Origin of the sequence: Oribacterium sp. KHPX15 (assembly GCF_900107835.1) — a bacterium.
Lineage (GTDB): Bacteria > Bacillota > Clostridia > Lachnospirales > Lachnospiraceae > Oribacterium.
The window spans coordinates 303,501-313,279 of record NZ_FNRG01000002.1; the positions used below are offsets into that span (position 1 = coordinate 303,501).

Annotated in this window: 6 protein-coding genes; 1 reads left to right on the top strand and 5 read right to left on the bottom strand. The window is 44.8% G+C overall.

From position 1 onward, the window contains the following. Window positions 1–9: 9 nt before the first annotated feature. The 3 genes from asd to BLV86_RS02680 all read right to left on the bottom strand — a co-directional run bounded on the left by asd (window position 10) and on the right by BLV86_RS02680 (window position 5,612). Entirely contained in the window at window positions 10–1,092 is a 1,083-nt protein-coding gene (gene asd, locus BLV86_RS02670; protein ID WP_090815012.1) for an aspartate-semialdehyde dehydrogenase, read from the bottom strand. A gap of 217 nt (window positions 1,093–1,309) precedes the next feature. After that, on the bottom strand, window positions 1,310–3,547 hold the full coding sequence (locus BLV86_RS02675) for a DNA gyrase/topoisomerase IV subunit A (RefSeq protein WP_090815013.1): 2,238 nt from the start codon (window positions 3,545–3,547) through the stop codon (window positions 1,310–1,312). Between the two features lie 139 nt (window positions 3,548–3,686). Further along, window positions 3,687–5,612, bottom strand: coding sequence for a DNA gyrase/topoisomerase IV subunit B (locus BLV86_RS02680; RefSeq protein WP_031554348.1), 1,926 nt, complete (start codon window positions 5,610–5,612; stop codon window positions 3,687–3,689). A gap of 361 nt (window positions 5,613–5,973) precedes the next feature. Here BLV86_RS02680 and BLV86_RS02685 point away from each other — a divergent pair, with 361 nt between their 5' ends. Continuing rightward, a complete protein-coding gene (locus BLV86_RS02685; RefSeq protein WP_031554345.1) occupies window positions 5,974–6,612 on the top strand; it encodes a type I phosphoribosyltransferase in 639 nt (212 codons plus the stop codon). 48 nt (window positions 6,613–6,660) lie between these two features. Here the strand turns inward: BLV86_RS02685 and BLV86_RS02690 are convergent, their stop codons facing one another. Together BLV86_RS02690 and galE are read right to left on the bottom strand one after the other, a co-directional pair. After that, entirely contained in the window at window positions 6,661–8,250 is a 1,590-nt protein-coding gene (locus BLV86_RS02690) for a UDP-glucose--hexose-1-phosphate uridylyltransferase (RefSeq protein ID WP_090815014.1), read from the bottom strand. 213 nt (window positions 8,251–8,463) lie between these two features. Next, window positions 8,464–9,480, bottom strand: coding sequence for a UDP-glucose 4-epimerase GalE (galE, locus tag BLV86_RS02695; RefSeq protein ID WP_031554338.1), 1,017 nt, complete (start codon window positions 9,478–9,480; stop codon window positions 8,464–8,466). Window positions 9,481–9,779: the final 299 nt, after the last annotated feature.

Consider the following 9,779-nt stretch of genomic DNA (forward strand, 5'->3'; position numbering starts at 1 on the left):
TTTGGGAAATTATTTCTTTGTGATATATCCCTTGGCTGCAAGGTACTCTGCTGCCTCAACTCCGCCGCCTGCTGCGCCGCGAAGTGTGTTGTGGCTGAGTCCTACAAACTTCCAGTCATAGATGGAATCCTCACGGATACGTCCGATGGAGATACCCATTCCTCTCTCGTAGTTAACATCGAGATCAACCTGTGGACGGTTATCATCCTCAAGATACTGGATAAAATGCTCAGGAGCTGAAGGAAGCTTAAGTGCCTGAGGCTCACCTGAATACTCTCTCAGTGCCTGTACAAGCTCTTCCTTTGTCGGGTTCTTGTGGAACTTAACAAATACTGTTGCAGTGTGTCCGTTAAGGATAGGAACACGGATGCACTGTGCGGAAATCTTTATATCCTCTGCAAGATCGATATGATCTCCCTTAAAAGTACCGAGAACTCTTAAAGGCTCCTTTTCTGACTTCTCTTCCTCACCGCCGATGTATGGGATGATATTATGCTCCATCTCAGGCCATGATTCAAAGTTCTTTCCTGCACCGGAAATAGCCTGATATGTGGAAACGATAACCTCATACGGCTCGAACTTACGCCATGCGGCAAGGGCCGGTGCATATGACTGAATGGAACAGTTAGGCTTAACAGCAATGAATCCGCGTGTTGTACCGAGTCTCTTCTTCTGAGCCTCGATAAGCTGATAATGATCCGGATTGATCTCAGGTACTACCATCGGAACATCAGGTGTCCATCTGTGAGCAGAGTTGTTGGAGACAACCGGAGTTTCTGTCTTGGCATAAGCCTCCTCAAAAACACGGATTTCATCCTTCTTCATATCTACTGCAGAAAATACAAAATCGACGTCCTTTACAACTTCATCAATCTTGGAAACGTCCTTTACGATCATGCCCTTAACGGACTCGGGCATCGGAACATCAAGCTTCCATCTTCCCTCAACCGCCTTCTCATAGGTCTGTCCTGCAGATCTTGGTGAAGCAGCAAGTGTTGTAAGCTCAAACCATGGGTGATTCTCAAGAAGTGTGATGAATCTCTGTCCAACCATACCTGTTGCACCGAGAACGCCAACTTTTAATTTCTCCATAACTGTTTTCTCCTCTTTAAACTCATGTTTTCGCAGGTTTCTTCTGACAGACAGATGCCAGTCTGTTTAGCACGTCTGATTAACGTAAAGATACCCCTTTGCTCTTTTATATTACTAAAAGCTGCCTAAATCAATAAACTTTTAATTATATCTAATCTAAGCTGTGGCTATAACGTGAATTATATGGCGATTTTTTTACCATAACCCGCGATTATGTTTAATGTTTAGTTCCTTTACCTGCTCTGTTGGCAAGCTTAAGTCTGTTAAGTGACAGCATCTTTCCGCTGACCTTTATATCCAAAGGATCAACTCCCATAAGATAAACGTCTCTGAGTACATCACCCTTTCCGAGTTTGATGGCAACAACGCCCTTACTGTTCTTCTTCTGTAAAGGCACATCACTGAGGGAGCATCTCAGGAAATAACCGTCTCTGGTTCTGAATACGATGTCCGTCTCGTAACCCATCACCTGAATGCTTACCACTTTATCACCATCATTAAGCTTTGTGGCAGCCACCAGCTTGTTTGCTGTTTCAAACTCGCTTGCCTCAACCAGCTTCACCATAGCATCCTTTGTAGCGAATACAAGAGTCTTGCCGTTAAGTACAGATTTAACATTTACATAAACAATCTCTTCGTCATTTGCATTGTACTTACTGATGTTGTCGATAGGTATACCCTTGTCCTTGAATTTACCGAGGGGCACATCCTGGCACTTTATCTGATGCATATTGCCCTTATCGGTAAATATAAGCACTCTGTCTGTAGACTTACACTTAAAGATAAATCTGCTTTCAGACTCAAGAGTTTCCTGATTACGCTGGTAAGTAGCATCATCTATCATCTTGCAGTATCCAAACTTATCCTGAACATAGTATCCGTCTATCTCCTGGACTTCCTTATCATTGAATACAGCTTCCCTGCCGTCCTCTATAAGTGTTCTTCTGGGCTTTGCATACTGGGACTTTATGAACATAAGGTCTTCGGAAATAACCTCGTTCATACGGTCACGGCTTCCAAGGATACCCCTGTACTCCTTTATCTTCTTGAGAGTCTCTGCATGACGCTTTTTCAGTTCGATAAGCTCGAGACCGATGAGCTTGCTGAGCTTCATGTCAAGGATTGCCTGAGCCTGTCGCTCTGTAAATGTAAACTCCCTGATGGTTGCTTCAAACTCTTTATCTCTGTCACGGAACTTGATGCCTTCAATGTCTCCCGTCATAAGAGCTTTCTTTGCATCAGCCTGGGACTTACAGCTTCTGAGAAGTGCAATGATGGCATCAATAAGGTCAACTGCCTTGATGAGACCGTCCTGAATCTCCTTCTTGTCTATCTCGGCATCAAGTAAATTCTTGTACTTCTTTCCGAGAATCTCATACTGGAACTTAAGGTATGCCTTGATGATTCCGCGAAGAGACATGGTCTCCGGACGTCCTTCATTGATGGCAAGCATATTTACGCCGAAGGTATCCTCCAGCTTTGTTTTCTTATAAAGGACGTTCTGTATCCTTTCAATGTCAGCGCCGTTCTTAAGGTCAAGAACGATACGTATACCGTTCTTGTCTGACTGGTTGGAAATGTCTGTGATTTCAGGAAGCACTCTGTTCTCCACAAGCTGTGCCGTATCCTGCATGAACTTCATGATACCCTGACCGATCATGGTGTATGGTATCTCAGTCACCACAAGCTTATCTCTGTCGGATCTTCCTTCCTTCTTTTCGAATACAATCTTTCCTCTGAGCTTCAGCTTTCCGGTTCCGGAACGGTAAATATCCACAAGCTCCGACTTGTTGGCGATGATTCCGCCTGTAGGAAAATCAGGTCCCTTAAGATACTCCATCATATCAGCAGTTCCCATGGCAGGATTTCTGAGATAAGCAAGAATAAGGTCAATGATCTCTCCCAGATTGTGGCTTGGAGTTGATGTAGCCATACCTACCGCGATACCCTCGGAACCATTCAAAAGGAAATACGGTATTCTGGCAGGAAGCACAACCGGTTCTGTCAGAGTCTCATCATAGTTTGCCTGAAACTCCACCGACTTATCAAGATCTGCCAGCATGCAGTCATCGGTAAACTTTTCAAGCTTCGCCTCTGTATATCGTGGAGCCGCTGCGGAATCTCCCTCTATGGAACCGAAATTACCCTGTCCATGGATAACCGGCTGCATACGCTTGAAATCCTGCGCCATGACAACAAGTGTATCGTATATGGATGCATCTCCGTGAGGGTGATACTTACCCATGGTGTCACCCACTATTCGGGCTGACTTATAGGTTGGGTGGTCATGGTTAGCATGAAGCTGATCCATGTCGAAAAGTACTCTTCTCTGTACCGGCTTAAGTCCGTCACGAATATCCGGTACCGCTCTTGAAGTGATAACGCTCATGGAATAATCCAGGTAGCTTTTCTGCATCTCCTCCGAATATTCGGTTGTTAAAATCTGTTCTGCCATAATTAATCCTTAATTATATCTATTCTCTTTACTTTGGGGTTTCACGGTCACCCTTCGTTTGATGCCTGCGAATTCTGCTTACGCAGTACGTTTTTCTCACAAAACCGTCATATGCGAAGGACATTAACCGATGAACTTTTTAAGCATCAATCTCAGCCTCATCAGCGTGATCATGAATGAAATCACGGCGAGGTCCTACCTCTGATCCCATGAGCATACTGGTAACCTCCGATGCCAGACGTCCATCCTCTATCTCAACTCTCTTTAAAATTCTGTTTTCCGGATTGAGGGTTGTCTCCCAAAGCTGCTCCGGATTCATCTCACCAAGACCCTTGAATCGCTTCAGCTCATAGCTTCCAACCTTGTGGTTCTTCTGATACTTTACAAGCGCAGATTCATCATAAAGGTACTCCGGTGCCTCTTTTTTATTGTGAGGTATAGCCTGATAAAGAGGCGGCATGGAAACATAAACATGTCCTTCTGTGATAAGGTCAGGCATAAACCTGTAAAGGAAGGTAAGGAGCAATGTATCGATATGTGAACCATCAACGTCCGCATCGGTCATAAGTATGATCTTGTCATAGCGGAGCTTTGTGATATCAAAGTCATTACCGTAACCCTCTGAGAATCCACATCCAAAGGTATTGATCATGGTCTTGATCTCAGCATTGGCAAGAACCTTATCTATGGAAGCTTTCTCAACGTTCAGGATCTTTCCACGAAGGGGAAGGATAGCCTGGGTACGTCTGTCTCTGTGATTTTTTGCAGAACCGCCCGCAGAATCTCCCTCTACGATGAAAATCTCACACTCCTCGGGATTTTTGGAAATGCAGTTAGCGAGTTTTCCGTTTGAGTCAAAACTGTATTTTGACTTGCTGAGCATGTTGCTCTTGGCTTTCTGTTCCTGTTTTCTGATCTTTGCTGATTTCTCTGCGCAGGTGATGATGGACTTCACAACTTCAACATTTCTGTCGAAATAATGCTGAAGCTCTGAATCCACTATGGCCGCAACATGCTTTCCTGCTTCCTGGCTTGCAAGCTTTGTCTTGGTCTGTCCTTCAAAAATAGGATCCGGATACTTTATAGCAACTACAGCCATCATACCGTTACGGGTATCAGCACCGGTGTAGTTATCATCCTTTTCCTTGAGAAGTCCAAGCTGTCTTGCATAGCTGTTTATAAGCTGGGCAAACTTGGTCTTGAATCCCGTGATATGTGTTCCGCCCTCCTGGGTGAAAATGTTGTTACAGAAGCCGTGAACATTCTCTTCAAAGTCATCCGTAAACTGAATACAGCACTCAAGTGTTGTACCCTCGGACTCGCCCTTGAAGTAAATCTCGGGAGTAACCTTTTCTTTCTCTTTATTGACATCCTTTACAAAGGCAATGATTCCTTCCGGCTCATGGAACTCCTTGATAACAGGAATCTCATCTCTGTCATCCCGATAATGGATGGTAAGCTCCGGGTTAAGATATGCAGTCTCATGGAGTCTTGACTGAAGCCAGTCCTCCTTGAATCTTGTCTTTTCAAATATCTCCGGATCCGGTATAAATGTGGTCTCTGTTCCGGTCTCCTTTGTCTTTCCCACAACAGGAAGAAGTCCCTTTACAAGCTCGGTTGTTGGTTTTCCGCGCTCATAAGTATCTTCCGAAATCTTTCCGTCCTGATAAACACGGATCCTGAGGTAGGATGACAGAGCATTAACAACTGATGAACCTACACCGTGAAGACCGCCGGAGGTTTTGTATGCCTTGCTGTCGAACTTTCCGCCGGCATGAAGTGTGGTAAGAACTACTCGCTCTGCGGAAACTCCCTTCTGGTGCATGCCTACAGGGATGCCTCGACCGTCATCACGAACGGTACAGGAGCCATCCTTTCCCAATGTTATCCATATATTCTTGGCATATCCCGCCAGATGCTCATCCACCGAATTGTCCAGGATTTCGTAAATGAGGTGATTGAGACCTCTGGAACCTACGGAACCGATGTACATACCGGGTCTCACTCTGACCGGTTCAAGTCCCTCCAGGACCGTGATACTCGACGCATCGTATTTCTCTGCCATTTAAAACTCCTTAAAAATCTTGCTGTTTTTTTGCACGCAATTTCTTGAACTATATCATAAATATGACATTTTTATCAAGCTGTGGCATTTTATCAAAACCACCTGCTTTCTTAATAATACCCTCTCTTCTCTGAATTTTCCACACGTACGTTCTTTTTATACTTACGTTTTTCTTACATATCCGTCAGTCTCCTTCATCCGAAATCCCATCCAGGGATATGATGTTCCAAATTTATGTATTTTTGAAAATAATATTTATTTTATCAACCTAGATGATATAATGAATTCATCAGGTTACGTGACACGGATCATAGAATATGATCAAATTATGTTTCATCAGGAAACAGGATAAGGAGTAAAAATGGAAAACAGCTATCAGAAAATCGAAGTTACGGGAATATCATTACCACTGAAGGTTACAAGGGGACATTTTGCCACAAACCATTCTCACACAAACTATTACATAGACCTCACAACAGTTAAGACCAGAGCGTCCGAAGCTCATATGGTTGCTGCCAAGCTTGTAGAGAGATACCTTTTCGGTCTGGTGGTGGATACCATCATTTGTGACGAAGGAACAGAGGTTATCGGCGCTTTCGTTGCTGAGGAGCTTACCAAGAGCGGTGCCATGAACACCAACGCCCATAAGACAATCTATATAATAAAGCCGGAGTTCAATTCCAACTCACAGATCATTTTCAGAGATAACATTAAGCCTATGGTGAGAGGCAAGAATGTTCTCATCCTTGAGGGCTCCGTTTCCACCGGAAAATCCATCAACAAGGTCATCGAGGCTGTAAAATACTACGGCGGCAAGTTAAGTGGTGTCTCCGCTGTATTCAGTGCCATCACTTCTTATAACGGCATCCCTGTGGTTTCGGTTTACGGCACAAATGATCTTCCGGACTATGCTTTTGCCGACTACAATGATTGCCCGCTTTGCAAGGCCGGCAAGCCCATCGACGGTCTGGTTAACTCTTTCGGAATTTCGATGATCTAGCCATACAAAAAAGAGGCTTCATGAATGAAGCCTCTTTTTTATTTCACATCAAAGTGTTTTTATAAACCTGTCGAAGGCAGCCTGGCCCTCTGGGGTACGCTTGTAAACTCCGGCGTCCTCGAGGACATGCATGAAGACTTTTCCGATTTCGTCCTGAAGGATTTCATCGAAATTCTCGGCTGTGACCTCGATGTCACGTCTGTAATACTCCTCCATGAATGCGTCGAACCAGTCGGCGTGTTTCTCAAGTTCAGGAATGTCACGAAGATCCTTGCCTGTAAGGAATGCTTCTTTAAGTTCTGCCATCTCCTGCTTTAATCTGCTCGGAAGAACCGCAAGGCCCATAACCTCTATAAGTCCGATGTTTTCCTTCTTGATATGGTGAAGCTTCGCATGTGGATGGTAAACACCCAGAGGATGCTCCTCGGTGGTGATATTGTTTCGAAGCACCAGGTCAAGCTGGTACTCTTCTCCAACCTTTCTCGCTATAGGAGTGATGGTTGAGTGAGGAACACCATCAGTCTCAGCAAAGATAAATGCAGCTTCATCGGTGTAGCCTCTCCATGCCACAAGGATATGGTCTGCAAGATCAGCCATTTTTGCGATATTCTCACCGGTGAGACGGATAACAGACATAGGCCACTTTACAACTCCTGCCTTAATGTCCTCGTATCCCGGAATTGTGAAGCTTCTCTCTACAGGAGCCTTTGCCATGGCGAACTCATAGTTACCCCCCTGGAAATGCTCATGTGCAAGGATGGAGCCACCGACTATGGGAAGGTCAGCATTGGACCCTACAAAATAGTGCGGGAACTGACGGACAAAATCGAAAAGCTTCAAAAATGCGCTCTTATCGATTTTCATTGGAGTATGTTTGGTATTCAGAACGATGCAATGCTCGTTGTAATAAACATATGGTGAATACTGAAATCCCCACTCCTGACCCTGGATCTCTATAGGAATGATACGGTGATTCTCTCTTGCCGGATAGTCAACACGTCCTGCATAGCCCTCACACTCACAGCAAAGCTGACACTTGGGATACCCTGTCTGCTTGGCCTTTCCTGCTGCCGCAATGGCCTTCGGATCCTTCTCCGGTTTACTTAAGTTTATGGTAATGTCAAGCTCCCCGTACTCTGTCTCAGTCTTCCACTTAAGATCCTTCTTTACTCTGTAGCGTCTTATATAGTCAGTATCTCTGCAAAATGTATAGTACCAGTCAGTGGCAACCTTCGGATCCTCTTCATAGAGATCAAAGAAATTTGCCTGAACCTCTGAAGGTCTCGGAGTCAGAGCCCCCATAAGCTTTGTATCGAACAGATCTCTGTATACAACAGAATCCCCATCCGTAAGGCCCTGCTCCACCGCATAATCATTAAGAACCTTCAAAACATTCTCAAGATACGACCCGTCGTCAACGATCCCGGTTTCCGTAGTAGTCTTAAACTCCTCTGCCTCAACCTCATCAAACGGAATCTTCTCCGCCTCTTCCATGACCTCATCCTTAGTTGAGGTCACTTCATCCACCTTCAAATTCAGCGCAACCGTATTAAGCGCCCATGTAATGTCTTCTTCCTCTATAAGCGTAGTTCTGTACGCATACGCAACTAAATTTTTTATTCCACACTGTAAATCCATATATTTGCACCTTCAAAAACGTTTATTAAGCCACAATCGGAAGAAAATGCAAGGGATGGGTGGCTAGGCTTGCGAGTTGAAAGAACATCGTGGATGTTGTGTTCGCATCCGGGCGCACGTGAGTGCGACAGGGGCGAACACAACAGCCGCGATGTACTTTCAATCTCGTGGGCCGCCACACGTCCCTTGCATTTTCTGTACCATTTCACTAAATTACGAATTATACCCGTTAGGATTCTTCTGCTGCCAGTTCCAGGAATCCCTGCACATATCCTCGAGATCGAACTGTGCCTTCCAGCCAAGCTCCTTCTCTGCCTTCGCGGGACTTGAGTAGCAGGTTGCGATATCACCGTCACGTCTCGGCTTCATAACATAAGGAAGCTCCTTGCCGCAAGCCTTCTCAAAAGCATGGATAACATCAAGAACAGAATAACCATGTCCTGTTCCGAGATTGCAGACAAATACACCGTCATTCTTTGCAAATCTCTCGATAGCCTTTACGTGTCCCTTCGCAAGGTCAACTACATGGATGTAATCACGAACTCCGGTTCCGTCAGGTGTAGGATAGTCATTTCCGAAAACATTGATCTCGGGAAGCTTTCCGATGGCAACCTGTGCAACATATGGAAGAAGGTTGTTAGGGATACCCTTAGGATCCTCACCGATGAGGCCTGACTCATGAGCTCCGATAGGATTAAAGTATCTTAAGAGGATAACATTCCACTCAGAATCTGCTGTATGAACATCTGTGAGAATCTGCTCCTGCATCCACTTGGTCCAGCCATAAGGATTGGTGCAGGTTCCCTTAGGACAGTTCTCTGTGATAGGGATTTCGGCAGGATCTCCGTAAACAGTAGCGGAACTTGAGAAAATGATATTCTTTACCCCGTGAGCACGCATCTCCTCAACAAGATTGAGCGTTGAGCCGATATTTGTACGGTAATACTCAACCGGCTTGTGAACTGACTCACCTACAGCCTTGAGTCCCGCAAAATGGATAACCGCATCTATCTCATTCTCATCAAAAATCTTCTTAACGGCCGCTCTGTCCAGAAGATCCTCCTGATAGAACTTTACCTTCTTGCCGCTTATCTCTTCGATACGGTCAACTGCCTTCTGATTGGAATTATAAAGATTGTCAATGATAACTACTTCATAGCCTTCATTAAGAAGCTCAACACATGTGTGACTTCCGATGTATCCGGCACCGCCTGTTACAAGAATTCTCATATAGTCTCCTCTCTCGTATAGTATCTTTTAGATACCGTTTTTTATAAAAAATTAATAGTTACTTTTGTTCAATAGGCTTAGTAAAGCCCATGGTATAATTGCTCCTTAGTGTCAATCAGGTATCAGTTCTGATTCCCCCTGTTGAACCAATAATGGTTACTTCATTCATAGTCTGTTCCCCTGACACGGATGTTAGCTTCAAACCAGCTGGCTGTTTGCCTAAGTTCATGGCCTGCCTCTTAGCAGTGGGGGGTCGCATCAGTCCATCTTAGGCTGGATTCTTATATGCGAGGGTGTCG